Raw genomic sequence first — 16686 nt, 5'->3', positions numbered from 1 at the left:
GTGACTGGAATTATCCCCCCCTCGACCGGCGACTTCAGTGCGCATTCACGCTTGGTGCAGCGTCTGCGGCGGCGGTATGGCGATGCCTTGCTCGCCCTGCCTGCGGGTGAGCCCGTGCGGGCCACGATGCAAGCCTGTTTTGACACTTTGCGCCAGCAGCACAGCAGCAACGACGCCCTGCGCATGCTGCGCCAGTGCGTGATGGAGCGCTTGGTGGTGCTCGACACCACCCAACAGGCGCCCTTGGGCGTGGTGACACGTGCCATGACCGAGTTGGCGGAGTTCAGCCTCGATGTGGCGTGCGTTCAAGCGCAACAGCAGCTGGACTCCTTGCACGGCGCGCCCCTGGCCCCCTCTGGGGCGCGGGCGGTACTTTGGGTCGTTGGCATGGGCAAGCTGGGCGCACGCGAATTGAATGTATCGAGCGACATCGACCTGATTTATGTGTACGACGAAGATGGCGACACAGCCGGCAAGCCTGACGGACGCGGGCGCATCAGCAACCACGACTATTTCGCCAAGGCGGTGAAGCTGATTTACAGCCAAATTGGCGACACCACCGAGCACGGCTTCGTTTTTCGGATGGACTTGGCGCTGCGGCCCAACGGCAACTCCGGCCCCAGCGTGGTGTCGCGCCAAGCGTTGGAAGATTACTTCTTGGTGCAGGGGCGCGAATGGGAACGCTTTGCATGGCTGAAAAGCCGTGTGGTGGCCCCTTTCAGTGAGCCACTGAATGCCTTGCGCAACGCTGCCGAGTTGCGTGACACCGTGCTGCCCTTTGTGTTTCGCCGCTACCTCGACTACAGCGTGTTTGCGGCATTGCGTAACTTGCACCAACAAATCCGCCACCACACCCTCAGCCAAAGCGCCGGGCGGCCTGAGCGCGCGAACGATGTCAAACTGGGTCGCGGTGGGATTCGTGAAATCGAGTTCACGGTGCAGCTGCTGCAAGTGGTGCGCGGCGGGCACTACCCAGAACTGCGCACGCGCCCAACCTTAGACGCCTTACAACGCCTTGGTGACGCCAAGCTCATGCCCGCATCCACCGCCGACGCGCTGGCCAAGGCCTATGTGTTTTTGCGTCAAGTGGAACACCGCATTCAGTACCTGGACGACCAGCAAACCCACCAACTGCCCACGGCTGAAGCTGATTTGTTGTGGATCGCCCAAACCATGGGCTGTACCGACGTACCCGCCTTTTTGGCTCAGCTCGGCGGCCACCGCGAACTCGTCGCCTACGAGTTCGACCACTTGCTGGGTCAAGGCGAAGACGCGAACGCATCAACGGGCGCCGCTGGCGCGAACGCGAGCCACCCGGCCGTGGTCAACGAGAGCATGCGCTTGACGACCTTGCTGCCCGAATTGAATGCCCGCTTGGCGCTGCGCGTGACCGACTGGGCCGAGCAGCCTCGCATCCGTACCCTGCGCGATGAAGTCATGCAACGGCTGCTCAAACTCTTGCAACGCACCAACGCGTGGGTCGAAGAAGGCCGCGTGAGCGAAGAAGCTGCCGTGCGCTGGTGCGACTGGATGGAGCCGCTGCTGCGTCGCGAGAGCTATTTGGCCTTGCTGGTCGAGCGACCACGGGTGCATGAGCAGTTGCTACGCCTGCTGGGACTGGCGCGCTGGCCTGCGAAGTATTTGCTGCAACACCCGGGCGTGATCGACGAATTGGCCAGCCCCGCTTTGCTGCGCGAACGGTTTGACGCAGCCGTGTTTGAAAAAGAACTCGAACAGCGCCGGCAAGCCCTGCAGTCGACCAACCAAGCCGACGAAGAAACACTGCTCAACTTGCTGCGCCGTGCCCACCATGCCGAAGTGTTTCGCACTTTGGCACGCGATGTGGAACAGCGCATCAGCGTCGAGCAAGTGGCGGACGACTTGAGTGCACTGGCCGACAGCCTGCTCAAAATCACCAGCCGTTGGGTGTGGCAAAACATCAAGCAGCGCCACCGCGAAGAGCCGCAATTTGCGATCTTGGCCTATGGCAAATTGGGTGGCAAAGAACTGGGCTATGGCAGCGATTTAGACATCGTGTTTGTGGTCGAAGACACACACCCGCAAGCTGGCGAGATTTACGCCACTTTTGTGCGCAAGCTCATCAACTGGCTGAGCGTGAAAACCAGTGAAGGTGATTTGTACGAGATCGACACCGCCTTGCGACCCAACGGCAACTCGGGCCTGCTGGTCTCCACCTTCGAGGCCTACGCCAATTACCAAGAACAACGCGGCAACAACACCGCTTGGACATGGGAACACCAAGCCATGACACGGGCACGGTTTTGCATTGGCATGCCCGATCTGAAAGCACGCTTTGACACGGTTCGGGCCAACGTGATCAACGCACCTCGAGACCCTGCTGCGTTACGCGCAGAAATTGTAGGCATGCGCGACAAGCTCCGCGCCGCGCGCCCCGTGAAGGAAGGCTTCTTTGACGTGAAGCACAGCGCCGGCGGCATGGTGGACGTGGAGTTTGCCGTGCAGTTTTTGGTGCTGGCGTTCGCCAAACAACACCCCGCGTTGTTGGACAACGTGGGCAACATCGCCCTGCTGCAACATGCCGAAATGGCTGGGTTGCTGCCCTTGGGGGTGGGTGTTGCGGCTGGCAGCGCTTACCGAGAACTGCGCCGAGTTCAGCACCGTGCGCGTTTGGATGAGTTACCGACCCAGGTGCCGCTCGCTGAATTGGCCCAAGAGCGCGCCGCCATCTTGGCGCTGTGGCAAGCGGTGTTCGCCTAACAAGTCAGCCTTGGCGTATTTTTTTCACCAAGGCGGTGGTGGAGTAACCGTCCACAAAAGGAATAGCCTGGGCCCGGCCACCATAGGCCAGCACCACGTTGGTCTCGGCCAGTTTGGCCATGTCGTAGTCGCCGCCTTTGACCAACACGTCGGGGCGCAATTCGGTGATCAGTTCCAACGGGGTGTCCTCGTCAAACCACGTAACCAAGCTGACCGACTCCAAGGCGGCCATCAAGGCCGCGCGGTCCGCCTCGTTGTTCAAAGGACGGTCTGGGCCTTTGCCCAGGCGCCGCGCAGAGGCGTCGCTGTTGAGCGCTACCACCAAACTACCGCCTAAGGAACGCGCTTGCGCCAAATAGCTGGCATGGCCGCGATGCAACACGTCAAACACGCCATTGGTGAAGACCACCGGCCCTTGCGCACGCAAGGCGGCTACCCGAGCAGGGGCGTCGGCACGGGCGACCAATTTAGACAAAAAAGCGGGGGCGGGCAAAGTGGACAGGGTCATTTTTTCAATTTTAGGGCGGCATGGCGCCAGCGCTTAACCTCCAAGGCTATATCGGCAAAGCCGCCCAAAATGTCCACTTGAGGGATCTTGCGCCGCCTCAACGCCAAAGCTTGTCCACCGGCCCAAACACTGACAGCGTCGGTCAAATGACGTCTCAACTCGTGCAGGCCCTCCACAACATCGTTGGGTTTGACCAAGCTGCTGAAGCTCAAAGCCACCACATCCACTCGGTGCGCGACGGCCCCAAAGGCGATGTCGAGCACCGGCGTTTGTGTGCCCAAGGACAAACAGGTGCATCCCTGTTCCACCAAGACGCATTCCAACATCAGCAAGCCCAAACCATGCGGCTCTTGCGGGAACGTGGTCAACAACACACGCGGCCCCAGCTTATCCCGAGGCACCGTGCAGGTCATGATGCCTAGGCGCATGACGCGGATGACGCACTCCGTGAACAAATGCTCTTCAAAAATCGCCAAGTCACCCCGAGCCCAAGCTTCACCCACACATATCAGCAGAGGCGCCACGATGTCGGTCACGAAATCACTCAAGCCCTCACGCGCCATGTCTTGCGCCAGCAAGGCTTGCAAAGCTTCGCTGTCGTGACTTTTGATCAAACCAAAATGCACCACCAAGTGCTCAGGAATGACCATCTCCCCCAATACCTCACCCTCGGGCACTTGGCCCAGCGTGAGCAAAGTTTCTAGAGGCTGAGAGACGATGCGACCCGGGCGATGGCCTTGGTCCATCAAACGGCGGATGACACGCAGCTTTTCAACTTGCTCAAAAGGGTAGCTGCGTTCGCCAAAGGCATCGCGCCCGGGAACAGGAAATCCATAACGGCGCTCCCAAACACGTAAGGTGTCTTTGCCTAAGCCCGTGTCGCGCTCGACAGCGGCAATGGATAACATCGAACCATTGGGATTGGGTAAGGTGTTCATGAATGTAATGACCGTTAGCGGAAGCGGATATTCAGTTTGTCCCAGACAATACCCGTAATTTAGCCATGTTCAAAGAACCATGAAAAACATTTCATTTTTAACAAACGTTTGGCGAACCCTGATTGTGGCGTCAATGCTTGCAAGCACATCGGGCTATGCAACGACTGAAAAAGTTGTCAGTACAGCATGCCCGCGCGTGCTGCAGCACACCGTTCAGCGGCTGCAAGACGAGAAACCCCAAAACCTGTGCCAATACGCGGGTCAGGTGGTGGTGGTGGTGAACACAGCCAGTTTTTGCGGTTTCACGTCCCAATACAAAGGCTTAGAAGCTTTGCACGCCAAGTACAAGGACCGAGGCTTGGTATTGCTGGGCTTTCCCAGCAACGACTTTTCCCAAGAGCCAGACAGCAACGCCAAAATTGCCGACTTTTGCGAAAGCACTTTTGGTGTGAAGTTCCCCATGTTTGTTAAAACTACCGTGCGTGGCCCCGACGCGCTGCCCCTGTTCAAGCAATTGACAGAGCAAACGGGCACCACGCCCAAGTGGAACTTTTACAAATACATCATCAGCCGCGATGGCCAAACCGTCAAAAGCTTCAGCAGCATGACGGGGCCACAAGACAAATCCTTTGTGCAAGAAATTGAAAAGCAATTGGCGCTCAAAGGGGCAGGTCAATGACGCGACGCGTGGCGATTGTTGGCTCAGGCATTTCGGGCCTGTCAGCCGCCCACCATTTGCATGGCCACGCCGAGCTCACCCTGTTTGAAGCGGGCGATTACTTTGGTGGCCACACCCACACCGTGGACGTGACCTTACCCACTGCGACGGGCTTGCAAACCCACGGCGTGGACACAGGGTTTTTGGTCTACAACGAACGCACCTATCCAGGCCTGATTGCCCTGTTTGACGAGCTGCAAGTGGCGACAGCCAAGTCGGACATGTCGTTCTCGGTGCAAGTGCCTGGCAAACCCGGGCAGCGCGCTTTGGAGTGGAACGGTGCCAACTTGAACACGGTGTTTGCGCAGCGCAGCAACCTGTTCAAACCGCGTTTTTTGAACATGTTGCGCGACGTGATGCGCTTCAACACCTTGGCCACAGCGCTGGCTGAACGCAACCAAGACCACGAACTGGCGCAACCGCTGCAAGACTTTTTGCACACCCACGCCTTTGGCGACACCTTCCGCGACTGGTATTTGCTGCCCATGCTGGGCTGCATTTGGAGTTGTCCCACCGACCAAATGCTGCAATTCCCCGTCGCCACGATGGTGCGGTTTTGCCACAACCACGGCCTGATTCAGGTCAACAACCGCCCGCAATGGCACACGGTGGCTGGTGGCGCGAAACATTACGTCGAGAAGATTGTGGCGCGCATCCCCGACAAACGGCTGAACACACCCGTGATGCGCATCGAGCGCGATGCCCAAGGTGCCACCGTGCACACGAACACGGGCAGCGAACGCTTTGATGCCGTCATCTTGGCCACCCACGCGGGCCAAGCCCTACGCATGCTGGCCGCACCGACGCCGCAAGAACAAGCCACCCTAGGCGCGATTCGCACCCACGCCAACCGCGCGGTGCTGCATACCGACACATCGGTCATGCCCAAGAAAAAACTCGCTTGGGCGGCTTGGAACTACGAACGCGCCGCGCAACACAACACCGAGTCGGCGCGTGTGTGTTTGCATTACTGGCTCAACCTTTTACAGCCCCTGCCTTTCACGCAAGACGTGGTGGTGTCACTCAACCCTGTGCACGAGATTGACCCCGCCAAAGTGCTGGGCACCTACGACTATGCGCACCCCGTATTTGACTTGGCAGCCACGCAAGCGCAAGGGCTGATGCCGCAATTGCAAGGCCAGCAAAGTACGTGGTTTGCAGGCGCTTGGATGGGCTACGGCTTTCACGAAGACGGCTTCAAAGCTGGGCGTGCTGCCGCACAGAGTTGGCTGACGTCTTGAGCGGACACTGAGCGTGTGATGCAAGCCCCCCTGACGCAAGCTCTCGCGAAAGCGCTGCCCGAAACCGGCTTGATCGGGTTTGGCCAAGTGCGTCACACCCGTTTGCGCCCCACGCATCATGAGTTTGCCTACGGCACCTATTTCTTGATGTTGCCGATGCGTAGCTTGGCGACGGGCGACGCACCGTTGGCCATCAACCGTGCAGGGGCAATCAGCTTTCATGACGTGGACCACGGCGATGGCCGCAGTCCGGCACAAGGCGGCGCTCTGGCTTGGCTAGACGATATGTTGCTGGCCGAGGGCATCACCGATGCTACGGGCGAGGTGTGGCTGCATTGCTACCCGCGCGTGCTGGGCTACACCTTCAAGCCCGTGAGCTTTTGGTATTGCCACGCGGCTGACGACTCTTTGCGCGCCATCGTGGTGGAGGTGAACAACACCTTTGGCGAACGCCACTGCTATTTGCTCGACCGCCCGAAGTATGGCGTCGAACTGCGCGCCGACAAGGTGTTTCATGTCTCGCCGTTTTGTGCGGTGCAAGGCGACTACCGTTTTCGCTTTCTACGCACCGCCACACACACCGTGGCCCGCGTGGACCACGACGATGCCCAAGGCCCGTTGATCGAAACGAGCGTGAGTGGCGAACTTCAACCCATCACGCGCACCGCCTTGCGACGCGCTTTGTGGCGCTACCCCCTGATGACCGCGATGGTCATGGTGCGCATCCACTGGCAAGCCTTCAAGCTGTGGCGCAAACGCGTGCCGTTTTTCCGGCAACCCGCACCGCCCAAACATTTTGTGACCCGCTGATTCAAAGACACCACCAGCCATGACCACCACCCGCAACGACACCGCCCAACGCGCCACCTCACCCTCTGACATGCCCTCGGCTGCTCGGCGCGTCCTTGGCCTGCTGCAACGCCTCAAACATGGCACCTTGCATGTGCAATGGCCCGACGGCAGTACCGAACAATTTGGCGAAACGCCAGCCCAAGGCCAAGCCTTGCACGCCAGCCTGCATTTGAACAACTGGACACCGCTGACCCAAGCCCTCAAATCGGGCGACATTGGTTTTGCAGAAAGCTACATCGCGGGCGACTGGACCACCCACAACTTGGCTGACTTGTTGCAGCTCTTGGTCGCCAATCGCCGCGACATGGACGACCTGATTTATGGCCACTGGCTGGGCCGCTTGGTCTACCGCGTGAAGCATTTGCTCAACCGCAACACGCGCAGCAACAGCGCCAAAAATATCCACGCCCATTACGACTTGGGCAATGCGTTTTACGAGCTGTGGCTGGACGGCACGATGAACTATTCGTCCGCTTGGTTTGACGGTGACCGCAGCCAACCCATGGCCCAAGCTCAAAGCGCCAAAGTGCGCCGCGCCCTGCGCATGGTCGACGTCAAACCCGGTGACCGCGTGATGGAAATTGGCTGCGGCTGGGGCGCACTGGCCGAGATGGGCAGCACCGAATTTGGCGCGCACATGAGCGGCGTGACCTTGAGCCACGAACAACTGGCCTACGCCAACCGCCGCATGCAAGCCTTGGGCAAGCAAGACCAAAGCAACCTGCGTTGGCAAGACTACCGCGACATCAACGATGGCCCGTATGACGCGGTCTGCTCCATCGAAATGATCGAAGCGGTGGGCCAAGAATATTGGCCTACCTATTTCGCCACCGTCGCTCGGCTGCTCAAAAGCGGCGGCAAGGCGTGCATCCAGAGCATCGTCATCGACGACAGCTTGTTTGACCGGTACGTGACCAGCACCGACTTCATTCAGCAATACATCTTCCCCGGCGGCTGCTTGCCCTGCCCACGCGAGTTCCGCGCACAAGCAGCGAAAGCAGGCCTCAAGGTGGTGGATGAAATGGCCTTTGGCTTGGACTATGCCGAAACCTTGCGCCGTTGGCGCCAGCAGTTCATGGCTGACCAAGCGCAGGTGCTGGCGTTGGGCTTTGACCTGCGTTTCATCCGCATTTGGGAGTTCTACCTCGCCTACTGCGAAGCAGCCTTTGAGCAACACAACATCGACGTGGTGCAGTACACCTTGGTCAAGCCATGAACACGCGCCGCAGGCTTCTCACTGTTGGCCTGCAGGCCGGGCTGACGCTCGCCGCCGCTGGGCGACTACCCAACGCTGCGGCACAAACCCCACCCAGCGACGCCTTGCCCATGCAACGCTTGCAAAAATGGCTGACCACCCCTCGCCTGATGGGGCAGCAACGTTTTACCTTTTGGGGCTTTTCGGTCTACGACGCCAGCCTGTGGGCGAATGCGACTTTTTCAGCCAGCGATTGGGACAGACAAGCCTTGGTATTGGATCTGCGTTACCTGCGGGACTTCAAAGGCGCCGACATTGCCCAGCGCTCCATGGATGAGATGCAGGGCCAGCGTGCCCTGACTCCCGCTCAAACCCAAAACTGGTCGACACTGCTGAACCAACTCATTCCCAATGTGCGCGCAGGCGAGCGACTCACCGGCGTCTACGTGCCTCAAAAAGGCCTGCAACTTCTGCACCAAGAACAGCTGCTGGGCGAGATGCGTGACGCCGAATTGGCCCAACGCTTCATGGGCATTTGGCTGGCCCCCGAGACTTCGCAACGTCAACTGCGACAACAACTTTTAGCAGGTGCACAACCATGAAACCCCTCAATCCAACCATCACCGATTGGCAAGGCCGCAGCGTGTGGCTGATTGGCGCCTCGAGCGGCATTGGCTTGGCGACCGCCCAAGCCCTGCACTCAGCAGGTGCGCGCGTGGTGGTGTCGGCCCGCAAGGCTGAGTTGCTGCAACAGTTTGTCGATACCCACCCTGGCGCACAGGCAGTCGTGCTCGATGTGAGCGATCCCATAGCCATGCGCCAAGCCGCGCAACACATACAAGCTGAACAAGGCTTAGACGTGGTGATTTACTGCGCCGGCTATTACAAACCGGTGCGCGCCACGGACTACAACCTGGACGAAATGCTGCGCCACCAAACCGTCAACTACCTGGGCGCGCTCTACATGCTCGACGCGGTGTTGCCCGCCTTGCTGACGCAAGGCTTTGGCCACCTCAGTCTGGTGGCCAGCGTGGCGGGCTACCGAGGCTTGCCGCAAAGCTTGGCCTACGGCCCCACCAAAGCGGCCTTGATTCATCTGGCCGAGGCTTTGTATCTGGATCTGTCCACCCAAGGTTTGGGCGTGAGCGTGGTGAACCCCGGTTTTGTAGAAACACCCTTGACCGCGCAAAACACCTTCCACATGCCGGCTTTGATTAGCCCCGAAGAAGCCGCCCGCGAAATGCTGCGCGGCTGGGCAAAAGGGGCCTTCGAGATCCACTACCCCAAACGTTTCACACGCTGGCTCAAGTTCATGCGCTTGCTGCCTTACCGCTGGTACTTTGCGTTGGTGCGCCGCGCCACGGGGATGTGAACCCCATGGGCAACACTGACACCTGCGAAGCCGCGCTGCAGCGCGTGGTCGACTTTTTTGAACAACTTCAACCCGCCGACGTCGCCCGCATCGCCGACATCTACACAGCCGACGCGCAGTTCAAAGACCCGTTCAACGAGGTTCAGGGCGTGCCCGCCATTGAGGCCATCTTTGCGCACATGTTTCGCGAGCTTGATGCGCCACGTTTTGTCATCACACAGCGTGTGCAGCAAGGTGCGCAATGTTTTGTGACTTGGGATTTTTTGTTTGGCATGCGCCGCTTTGACGCAGGTCGCACACAAACCATTCGCGGCGCCAGCCACTTGGTGCTGCGCGAAGAAGCGGGTGTATGGCGCGTGGCCATACACCGCGATTACTGGGATGCTGCCGAAGAGTTGTATGAAAAGCTGCCCGTGGTGGGCAGCTTGATGCGTTGGCTCAAGCGACGAGCCAACAGCTAGCTTCGAGTTAGGCCGGCAGCGTGTCTTTGAAGCTTTGTCGCTGTGACAAGCGCTCAAAAAGGTCAGCCAAATTGGCGTGACGCTCGCGCCAGTTGATGTCGGGGAAACGGAAATCGAGGTAACCCAAGGCACTGCCCAAGGCGATATCGCTCAAGCTCAGATGGATGCCCACGCAGTGGCTACGCTCACCCAATCCGCGACTCATGGCGGCCAAGCTGTCATCGATCTTTTTCATCTGACGATCTATCCAAGCTTGGCTGCGCTCGTTGTCTTTGCGACCAATCCAGTGAGCTTCTAAGCGGGCCAGAATGGCAGCGTCCAACAAGCCGTCGGCCAAGGCTTCCCACGTTTTCACTTCCGCACGCTCACGGCCACCAACGGGAATAAGTTTGCCCACGGGTGACAAGGTGTCGAGGTACTCCACGATCACGCGGGAGTCAAACAGGGCCTCGCCGCCTTCCATGATCAAGCACGGGACTTTGCCCAGCGGATTGGATTCTGTGATGGTGGTGTCGGCCGCCCATACGTCTTCGGTGACGAATTGAACGTCTAGTTTTTTCTCGGCCAAGACGATACGCACTTTGCGCACGTAGGGACTGGTGACGGCACCAATAAGCTTCATACGTTCATTTGAAATTGACAGAGCGCGTATTTTATAGGGGCGCATTGCATGCACCGCGTCAGCGGCACCACCTAAAATTGCAGGATGAGCAACACCCCTACCTCCCCATCTACTTCCCAAGCTGTTTCCCAAGTCACCGCCCTCTCGCCACTTGATGGCCGCTACGCCGGCAAAGTCGCCGCGCTGCGCCCCTTGATGAGCGAACAAGGCTATATGCACCGCCGCGTGCAGGTGGAGATTGCGTGGTTCATGGCTTTGAGCGATGCGGGCTTTGCCGAATTCAAACCATTGAGCGCTGCCTCACGCGCCTATCTGATCAGTTTGGTGACGAACTTCAGCACAGAAGATGCGCTGGCCATCAAAGACGAAGAGAAGGTCACGAACCACGACGTGAAAGCCGTGGAGTACTGGATCAAGAAAAAATTCAAAGGCCACGCCGAGCTCGAAGCCGCCGCCGAGTTTGTGCACTTTGCCTGCACCAGCGAAGACATCAACAACACCAGCCACGCTTTGCAACTGCAAGCGGGCCGCGATGACGTGATCTTGCCTGGCCTCGATGGTTTGATTGCCAAGCTGCGCGAGATGGCTCACGCCTTCGCCGAGGTGCCCATGCTCAGCCGCACCCATGGCCAAACCGCCAGCCCCACGACGGTTGGCAAAGAAGTGGCCAACGTGGTGGTGCGCTTGAAACAAGTGCGCGAACGCATTGCAGGCGTGCACATGATGGCCAAGATGAACGGCGCGGTGGGCAACTACAACGCCCACCTGAGCGCTTGGCCCGACTTCGACTGGGAAGCCTTCAGCCGCAAAGTAGTGGAAACGCCAGCGCCTCTGGGCCTCGGCCTGACCTTCCAGCCCTACAGCATTCAGATCGAACACCACGACTACATGGCCGAGTTGTTTGATGCCATGGCGCGCGCCAACACCATTCTGATCGACTGGTCTCGCGATGTGTGGGGCTATGTGTCGTTGGGCTACTTCAAGCAACGCCTGAAAGCTGGCGAAATTGGCTCGTCCACCATGCCACACAAAGTCAACCCGATTGACTTTGAAAATGCCGAAGGCAATTTGGGTTTGGCCAATGCCGTGCTCAAACACCTGAGCGAAAAGCTACCCATCAGCCGTTGGCAGCGTGACCTGACCGACTCCACCGTGTTGCGCAACATGGGTGTGGCCCTGGGCTACACCGCGTTGGCGTATCAGTCGCTCAGCGTGGGTTTGAACAAACTCGAACTCAACGAAGAAGCTTTGGCTGCGGACCTCGACGCCGCTTGGGAAGTGTTGGCAGAGCCCATCCAAACCGTCATGCGCCGCTACGGTGTGCAAGGCGCTTACGAGCAGCTCAAGGAAGTCACGCGCGGCAAGACGGTTACGGCTGAGGCGCTGCACGGTTTGATTGCATCGCTGCAAATTCCGCAAGCCGACATTGACCGTTTGCTGGCCATGACCCCCGGCAGCTACGTGGGCAAAGCCGCCGAACTGGCGCGTCGCGTTTAAAACCATGGCGATCAAATCCACCATCTTCAAAGCGAACGTTCAGATCGCGGACATTGACCACAGCTACTACGCCGACCACGCTCTCACCCTCGCACGCCACCCCAGCGAGACCGACGAGCGCATGATGGTGCGTTTGGTCGCGCTCTCGTTACAAGCACATTTGCTGCAAGACGTGTGTAACGGCGACGGCGTGCTGGCTTTTGGTGCGGGCCTGTCGAACCCCGACGAGCCCGATGTGATGCTGACCGATTTCACGGGCCGCAAACGCCTGTGGATTGAAGTGGGTCAGCCCGAAGAAAAGCCTTTGCTCAAAGCCTGCAGCAAGGCCGACCAAGTGATGTTGTATGTGTTCTCCAGCTCTGGCGATGTCTGGTGGAAGACCATGCAAAACAAACTCATCAAGCCCACGTCGTTGCAGGTGTGGCGCATCCCCAGCACAGCGTCGCAAGAGTTGGCCAAACTGGCGGAGCGCAGCATGCAATTGCAAGCCACGGTTCAAGAAGGTGTGGTGATGATGAGCAACGGCAAGACCACCGTCGACATTGAGTGCGAGCGCTGGAAATAACGCTGCAAAAAAAACTTACTCGCCCCGCGCCCGCTCGGCGTATTTGTTAAAACGCCAAGAGGTGCCAATCATGGTGATGCGTCGCCATGTGCTGCGCTTCTCGCTGGGCGTCATGCCTGGCCAGTGCTGCACTTCTTCAAAGGTGCGTCCGCAGCCTTTGCACTCCTCGTCACCTTGGCTGGTTGAGCAAATCGCGATGCAAGGTGCGTCGGGTGTGGTGTTGTACCAAGTCAGCCATGCATCCAAGGCTTTGGATGGAAAGCCTCGCTCTGCCGCCTCGTCTTGGTGGTGAAACACCATCAACGCATACACCTCGGCCAAAGCGCGCAGCTCGGGGGCGAGCGTGATGCCGTCGGGTGAGGGAGATCTGTCGCGCCAATAGTTGATGGCGGCCTCAATGTCGGTGATGTGAATGCTGGCCATGGCGCTAGAGTGAACGACCTAAAAGTAGGGGTGGGAGTGGGGTGTGGATCATAGCTGCAGTGCTATGCTGACTGAACAATGAAACTCATCCTGACTTGGTTACTCCACGCTGCCGCCTTGTTGGCGCTGGCCCACCTTTACAGCGGCGTTGAAGTGAAAGACTTCCGAACGGCTTTGGCTGCAGCCTTTGTCATCGGCTTGTTCAACTTGGTGGTGCGCCCCGCTTTGGTCGTGTTGACGCTGCCGGTTACGTTTTTAACCTTAGGCTTGTTTTTGTTCATCATCAACGCCTTGTTGTTTTGGGCCGCCGCAGGGTTGCTGGAAGGCTTTCAGGTGCAGGACTTTGGCTCTGCCTTGCTGGGCTCGCTGATTTACACAGCGTTTGGCGTGCTGATTGACTCAGCGCTGCAACGCCTGTTCTCGCCGAAAACCCTCTAACTCGCGCAAGCGCGCGTCCACGATGGACGCTTCGATATGGCCCCCTCGGTCTAATTTGCCTTCACGCGCCATGCTGTGCGCCAAAGCTTGTGCCGCCTTCAGCCGATCGACGGCAGCAGGGTAATCAAGCTCCACAGCACGGGCCTCGGCTTGGGCGCGAATGGCGCGCAAACTGTCGCCCTGCACCTCATAGGCCGACACCAGTTGCAACCAAGCCGACGCATCACGCGGGTGCTGACTGAGCCACAGCCGTAAGGCATCGGCTGCGAGCTGGGCTTGCTCAGGTTGGCGAGTGGCCACACGGGCTTGCATCAGCAACATCAACGATGCGCGATCCGATTTGAGGGAGGGTGGCGTCGACAGCAGGCGCAGTGCGGTCATCGTGTCGTTGGCGGTCAATGCCAACTCGGCCCCCAACAAGCGCACGACCCGCTGCGCAACGGCATCAAAAGCTTGCGTCGTGGCAGGTTGCGTCGTCTGCTGCGAAACGACCTGTGCGGTCGATAAAACTTGCAAACGTGCCAGATGCTGACGGGCGCCGACAAAGTTGCGTTGACGCATCTCAGCCATCACCGCTGCATACAAGACACCCGCCTGTCGTGCTGGCGGTGCCGTGGCCAGGGCAGCTGTATCGGCAAGTGCTGCGAGAGAGCGCAAGACGTCGATGCCCGGATTGGCCAACACCTGCGCACGCGCCGCCATCATGGCGTGCAGCGGCGTGGTGAGCGAGGTAGGTTGTGGGGGCAGCAACTGTTGGCGCGCCTGTGCATCGGCAATCCGCTCGGTGGTCATGGGGTGACTGCGCAAGTAAGGGAATGAGCCGTTGTCATTGAGACGCGAAGCCTGCTGCAACTTCTCAAACATGGTGACAAAGCCTTGCGGCTCGTAGCCCGCATCGGTCATCACGCCGTAACCCACGCGGTCGGCCTCGCGCTCCATGTCGCGAGAAAAGTTCAACTGGCTCTGCATCGCCGCAGCCTGTCCGCCCACCATCACCGCGTTGGCGGCGCTCATGCTGCTGGGATTGGCGGTGCGGCTGGCGGCGAGCATGCCCAAAATCATGGCACCCATGACCATCGGCCCCTGACGGCCTTGCTGCGCGATCATGCGCGCGATGTGTCGCTGAGTGACGTGGCTCAACTCATGCGCCAACACCGAAGCCAACTCGTCGCCGCTACTGACAGCCGCGATCAACCCCAAGTGCACGCCCAAATAACCCCCAGGCAGAGCAAAGGCGTTGATGCTGCGGTCGCGAATCAAGGCCACGTCCCAGGCAAATTGCTGTTCTAACTCAGGCGTGAGCTCGCCACGTTGACGCGCCGCAGCCAACAAAGGCTGCCAAATCGATTGGATGTAATCGCCAAGAACGGCGTCGTCTAAATAGTCGGGATCGCGGTAAATTTCACGGGCAATACTTTCGCCCAAACGACGCTCCACGCCCAAGGGCAAATCGGCACCGTCGCCCAAATTAGGCAAACGGATGGTACTGCTTTGTGCCTGCACGCCATTGATCGGCAACAACAAGGCCACGCACAAACCCAACACGCCTAAACGGTGCGGCAACGACGGCAAATGCAGGAAGGATGGCTTGTTTTTGGTGGGCATGCGACGGGCAAGATAACTCGGACCTTATGATGCTGTTCTCATGTTAACCCGCTGTAAATTGCCCCATGTCCACACTCACCCACTTTGACGCACAAGGCCAAGCCCACATGGTGGACGTGGCCGACAAGGCCCACACACGCCGCGTCGGCATCGCCACCGGACGCATCCAAATGCTGCCCGCCACCTTGGCCCTGATCGAAAGCGGCACCGCTAAAAAAGGCGACGTGTTGGGCATTGCACGCATCGCTGGCATTCAAGCCGCCAAGAAAACCAGCGACTTGATTCCGCTGTGCCACCCGCTGGCTCTGACACGCGTTGCGGTTGAGTTTGCAGTGGACGCCGCCACCCACAGCGTGCAGTGCACCGCCACCGTGGAAACCGTGGGTCAAACGGGGGTGGAGATGGAAGCCCTCACCGCGGTGCAAGTCGCTTTACTCACGATTTATGACATGTGCAAAGCGGTGGACCGCGGCATGACGATGACCGATGTGAAGCTGCTGGAGAAGCATGGGGGGAAGTCGGGGAGTTATGTAAATCGTTGATTTATATAGACTTCTTTGACCTCACGCATCTTTTACAGCTTAAGTCACTGGGATAAAAACATCAGTGCTTGAAAGCTTGATTTTGTAATTTGCTCCATTTCTGCTCCAACTAAGGAAAAGAAATGGCATCGATACAAAAACGCAAGGATGTTTGGCAAGTTCGCATTCGCGTCAAAGGTTACCCAACACTCAGCAAGTCATTCAACAACCAAAGGTCTGCCAAAGTTTGGGCCACTGAAAAAGAAAACGAACTCTTGAGAGGGGTTTATCAAGATGACTCCAGCGCTAAAGCAATCACGCTTGGTCAATTGATAGAGCGCTATCTGCGGGAAGTGACTCCCATGATGAAAGGAGCCCATGAGGATGGCTATAGGCTTCGAGCACTACAACGCATGGCGATTAGCAAGCACTCTCTCTTTTCATTGACGCCTGCTGTGGTTGCAAGGCACCGTGACCATCGTCTAAAGTCAGTTGCAGCTGGAACAGTCATTCGTGAGTTGGCCTACATATCCAGTGCAATCAACCATGCTAGGCGTGAATGGGGGATCAATCTATCCAACCCCGTTCAAATGGTCCGTAAGCCACCGAGCCCCGAGGGTCGGAACCGACTATTAAACCCTCAAGAACTAGAGAGACTTCTTCAAGAATTGTCACCAACTGGCAAACGCAACCATCTAACCAAACCAGTCGTTCTACTTGCTTTAGAAACAGCGATGAGACGAGGTGAGTTGCTTTCTTTGCGATGGGAGCATATTGATTTTGACAGGCGAACTGCTCACTTATTTGAAACTAAGAATGGTGTCAGTCGTACGGTACCGCTATCTACGGAAGCAGTGCAAATCTGGGCGTGTCCTAGATTTTGTGTAAACGGTCTAATGGCAGGAAACTGCCTTCATCTTCAAAGGAAGAGAAATGACCGTAAGCAACGAACTCATAGACCGCCTGTTGGCGGATTACAAAAAACCTGAAG

18 protein-coding genes are annotated in these 16686 nt (G+C 58.3%); 13 read left to right on the top strand and 5 right to left on the bottom strand.

The window, feature by feature from the left end; translation table 11 throughout:
- Nucleotides 1-2739, top strand: coding sequence for a bifunctional [glutamate--ammonia ligase]-adenylyl-L-tyrosine phosphorylase/[glutamate--ammonia-ligase] adenylyltransferase (glnE, locus tag B9Z42_RS14185; protein WP_233203657.1), 2739 nt, complete (start codon nt 1-3; stop codon nt 2737-2739).
- 4 nt (nt 2740-2743) lie between these two features.
- Here the strand turns inward: glnE and rfaE2 are convergent, their stop codons facing one another.
- Both rfaE2 and B9Z42_RS14175 read right to left on the bottom strand, forming a co-directional pair.
- A complete protein-coding gene (gene rfaE2 / locus B9Z42_RS14180) occupies nt 2744-3247 on the bottom strand; it encodes a D-glycero-beta-D-manno-heptose 1-phosphate adenylyltransferase (RefSeq protein WP_100134070.1) in 504 nt (167 codons plus the stop codon).
- A complete protein-coding gene (locus B9Z42_RS14175; protein WP_100134069.1) occupies nt 3244-4185 on the bottom strand; it encodes a MerR family transcriptional regulator in 942 nt (313 codons plus the stop codon). Before B9Z42_RS14175 ends, rfaE2 begins: the two co-directional genes overlap by 4 nt.
- 133 nt (nt 4186-4318) lie before the next feature.
- On the opposite strand from B9Z42_RS14175, the gene B9Z42_RS14170 reads away from it, so the two are divergent.
- From B9Z42_RS14170 to B9Z42_RS14140, 7 genes are read left to right on the top strand one after another with little or no spacing between them, the layout of a single operon-like run.
- Nucleotides 4319-4864, top strand: a complete 546-nt coding sequence (locus B9Z42_RS14170; protein ID WP_369806883.1) for a glutathione peroxidase — start codon at nt 4319-4321, stop codon at nt 4862-4864.
- On the top strand, nt 4861-6144 hold the full coding sequence (locus B9Z42_RS14165) for an NAD(P)/FAD-dependent oxidoreductase (protein ID WP_100134067.1): 1284 nt from the start codon (nt 4861-4863) through the stop codon (nt 6142-6144). Before B9Z42_RS14170 ends, B9Z42_RS14165 begins: the two co-directional genes overlap by 4 nt.
- Before the next feature lie 18 nt (nt 6145-6162).
- A complete protein-coding gene (locus B9Z42_RS14160; protein WP_100134066.1) occupies nt 6163-6954 on the top strand; it encodes a DUF1365 domain-containing protein in 792 nt (263 codons plus the stop codon).
- Between the two features lie 19 nt (nt 6955-6973).
- A complete protein-coding gene (locus B9Z42_RS14155; RefSeq protein WP_100134065.1) occupies nt 6974-8212 on the top strand; it encodes a cyclopropane-fatty-acyl-phospholipid synthase family protein in 1239 nt (412 codons plus the stop codon).
- Nucleotides 8209-8793: a chalcone isomerase family protein gene (locus tag B9Z42_RS14150; protein ID WP_100134064.1), complete on the top strand. Its 585-nt coding sequence runs from the start codon at nt 8209-8211 to the stop codon at nt 8791-8793. Before B9Z42_RS14155 ends, B9Z42_RS14150 begins: the two co-directional genes overlap by 4 nt.
- Nucleotides 8790-9563 (top strand): SDR family oxidoreductase, encoded by a 774-nt coding sequence (locus B9Z42_RS14145; RefSeq protein ID WP_100134063.1) that lies wholly within the window; start codon nt 8790-8792, stop codon nt 9561-9563. Before B9Z42_RS14150 ends, B9Z42_RS14145 begins: the two co-directional genes overlap by 4 nt.
- A 5-nt stretch (nt 9564-9568) precedes the next feature.
- Nucleotides 9569-10024: a nuclear transport factor 2 family protein gene (locus B9Z42_RS14140; RefSeq protein WP_100134179.1), complete on the top strand. Its 456-nt coding sequence runs from the start codon at nt 9569-9571 to the stop codon at nt 10022-10024.
- A gap of 7 nt (nt 10025-10031) precedes the next feature.
- Here B9Z42_RS14140 and B9Z42_RS14135 read toward each other — a convergent pair whose 3' ends face one another.
- The gene (locus B9Z42_RS14135) at nt 10032-10646 is read right to left on the bottom strand and encodes a glutathione S-transferase family protein (protein ID WP_100134062.1); all 615 of its coding nucleotides are present in this window, start codon (nt 10644-10646) and stop codon (nt 10032-10034) included.
- 84 nt (nt 10647-10730) lie between these two features.
- Between B9Z42_RS14135 and purB the strand changes: the two genes are divergently transcribed.
- Both purB and B9Z42_RS14125 read left to right on the top strand, forming a co-directional pair.
- Nucleotides 10731-12143 carry an adenylosuccinate lyase gene (purB, locus tag B9Z42_RS14130; RefSeq protein ID WP_100134061.1) on the top strand — a complete coding sequence of 471 codons (1413 nt, stop codon included), beginning with the start codon at nt 10731-10733 and terminating at the stop codon, nt 12141-12143.
- Nucleotides 12144-12147: 4 nt separating this feature from the next.
- Nucleotides 12148-12708, top strand: a complete 561-nt coding sequence (locus tag B9Z42_RS14125; protein ID WP_100134060.1) for a YaeQ family protein — start codon at nt 12148-12150, stop codon at nt 12706-12708.
- 15 nt (nt 12709-12723) lie between these two features.
- Here B9Z42_RS14125 and B9Z42_RS14120 read toward each other — a convergent pair whose 3' ends face one another.
- Nucleotides 12724-13131 (bottom strand): DUF3717 domain-containing protein, encoded by a 408-nt coding sequence (locus tag B9Z42_RS14120; RefSeq protein ID WP_100134059.1) that lies wholly within the window; start codon nt 13129-13131, stop codon nt 12724-12726.
- Between the two features lie 78 nt (nt 13132-13209).
- On the opposite strand from B9Z42_RS14120, the gene B9Z42_RS14115 reads away from it, so the two are divergent.
- Nucleotides 13210-13569, top strand: coding sequence for a phage holin family protein (locus B9Z42_RS14115; protein ID WP_100134058.1), 360 nt, complete (start codon nt 13210-13212; stop codon nt 13567-13569).
- Here B9Z42_RS14115 and B9Z42_RS14110 read toward each other — a convergent pair.
- Nucleotides 13531-15174, bottom strand: a complete 1644-nt coding sequence (locus B9Z42_RS14110; RefSeq protein WP_100134057.1) for a M48 family metalloprotease — start codon at nt 15172-15174, stop codon at nt 13531-13533. The two genes, B9Z42_RS14115 and B9Z42_RS14110, sit on opposite strands and share 39 nt — an antisense overlap.
- Before the next feature lie 65 nt (nt 15175-15239).
- Between B9Z42_RS14110 and moaC the strand changes: the two genes are divergently transcribed.
- Both moaC and B9Z42_RS14100 read left to right on the top strand, forming a co-directional pair.
- Entirely contained in the window at nt 15240-15716 is a 477-nt protein-coding gene (gene moaC, locus B9Z42_RS14105; RefSeq protein WP_100134056.1) for a cyclic pyranopterin monophosphate synthase MoaC, read from the top strand.
- A 122-nt stretch (nt 15717-15838) separates the two neighbouring features.
- The gene (locus B9Z42_RS14100) at nt 15839-16684 is read left to right on the top strand and encodes a site-specific integrase (RefSeq protein ID WP_100134055.1); all 846 of its coding nucleotides are present in this window, start codon (nt 15839-15841) and stop codon (nt 16682-16684) included.
- Nucleotides 16685-16686 lie beyond the last annotated feature (2 nt).

The organism is Limnohabitans sp. B9-3 (assembly GCF_002778325.1).
GTDB lineage: Bacteria > Pseudomonadota > Gammaproteobacteria > Burkholderiales > Burkholderiaceae_C > Limnohabitans > Limnohabitans kasalickyi.
The sequence above is the reverse complement of the archived record's forward strand: the minus strand, read 5'-3'. Positions and strand labels throughout refer to the sequence as shown.

Bases quoted from the DNA above. Each gene is read 5' to 3' on its own strand.
- rfaE2 (WP_100134070.1), bottom strand. From the start codon at position 3,247: ATGACCCTGTCCACTTTGCCCGCCCCCGCTTTTTTGTCTAAATTGGTC.
- B9Z42_RS14175 (WP_100134069.1), bottom strand. From the start codon at position 4,185: ATGAACACCTTACCCAATCCCAATGGTTCGATGTTATCCATTGCCGCT.
- B9Z42_RS14170 (WP_369806883.1), top strand. From the start codon at position 4,319: ATGCTTGCAAGCACATCGGGCTATGCAACGACTGAAAAAGTTGTCAGT.
- B9Z42_RS14165 (WP_100134067.1), top strand. From the start codon at position 4,861: ATGACGCGACGCGTGGCGATTGTTGGCTCAGGCATTTCGGGCCTGTCA.
- B9Z42_RS14160 (WP_100134066.1), top strand. From the start codon at position 6,163: ATGCAAGCCCCCCTGACGCAAGCTCTCGCGAAAGCGCTGCCCGAAACC.
- B9Z42_RS14155 (WP_100134065.1), top strand. From the start codon at position 6,974: ATGACCACCACCCGCAACGACACCGCCCAACGCGCCACCTCACCCTCT.
- B9Z42_RS14150 (WP_100134064.1), top strand. From the start codon at position 8,209: ATGAACACGCGCCGCAGGCTTCTCACTGTTGGCCTGCAGGCCGGGCTG.
- B9Z42_RS14145 (WP_100134063.1), top strand. From the start codon at position 8,790: ATGAAACCCCTCAATCCAACCATCACCGATTGGCAAGGCCGCAGCGTG.
- B9Z42_RS14140 (WP_100134179.1), top strand. From the start codon at position 9,569: ATGGGCAACACTGACACCTGCGAAGCCGCGCTGCAGCGCGTGGTCGAC.
- B9Z42_RS14135 (WP_100134062.1), bottom strand. From the start codon at position 10,646: ATGAAGCTTATTGGTGCCGTCACCAGTCCCTACGTGCGCAAAGTGCGT.
- purB (WP_100134061.1), top strand. From the start codon at position 10,731: ATGAGCAACACCCCTACCTCCCCATCTACTTCCCAAGCTGTTTCCCAA.
- B9Z42_RS14125 (WP_100134060.1), top strand. From the start codon at position 12,148: ATGGCGATCAAATCCACCATCTTCAAAGCGAACGTTCAGATCGCGGAC.
- B9Z42_RS14120 (WP_100134059.1), bottom strand. From the start codon at position 13,131: ATGGCCAGCATTCACATCACCGACATTGAGGCCGCCATCAACTATTGG.
- B9Z42_RS14115 (WP_100134058.1), top strand. From the start codon at position 13,210: ATGAAACTCATCCTGACTTGGTTACTCCACGCTGCCGCCTTGTTGGCG.
- B9Z42_RS14110 (WP_100134057.1), bottom strand. From the start codon at position 15,174: ATGCCCACCAAAAACAAGCCATCCTTCCTGCATTTGCCGTCGTTGCCG.
- moaC (WP_100134056.1), top strand. From the start codon at position 15,240: ATGTCCACACTCACCCACTTTGACGCACAAGGCCAAGCCCACATGGTG.
- B9Z42_RS14100 (WP_100134055.1), top strand. From the start codon at position 15,839: ATGGCATCGATACAAAAACGCAAGGATGTTTGGCAAGTTCGCATTCGC.